The organism is Streptomyces sp. BE20, assembly GCF_036322525.1.
In the GTDB taxonomy this organism is placed as follows: domain Bacteria; phylum Actinomycetota; class Actinomycetes; order Streptomycetales; family Streptomycetaceae; genus Kitasatospora.
Window position 1 is genome coordinate 1 of sequence record NZ_JAQYWW010000468.1, and the last position, 349, is coordinate 349.

A 349-nucleotide genomic window follows, 5' to 3' on the forward strand; every position below is an offset into this window, starting at 1 on the left:
CTCCATCGGCGCCCTGCCCCTGACCGTCGCCCGCGACGCCGGCTGCCAAGTCGCCTACCTTCCAGGCCTCGCCATGCGACGAATCGCCGACCTCTACCCCGGCGAGGCGAAGACCGACGCCAAGGACGCCGCCGTGATCGCGGACGCGGCCCGCACCATGCCCCACACCCTGCGCACGCTGGAACTCACCGACGAGATCACCGCCGAGCTCACCGTCCTGACCGGGTTCGACCAGGACCTCGCCGCCGAGGCCACCCGCACCTCCAACCGGATACGCGGCCTGCTCACCCAGTTCCACCCGTCACTGGAGCGCGTGCTCGGACCACGGCTCGACCACCAGGCCGTCACC

At 71.6% G+C, this 349-nt stretch carries 1 protein-coding gene; it reads left to right on the forward strand.

Going from position 1 to position 349, the window contains the following annotated elements:
* Nucleotides 1-349: IS110 family transposase (locus PUR61_RS05660; RefSeq protein WP_329876253.1), on the forward strand; the 349-nt coding region annotated here is incomplete at both ends.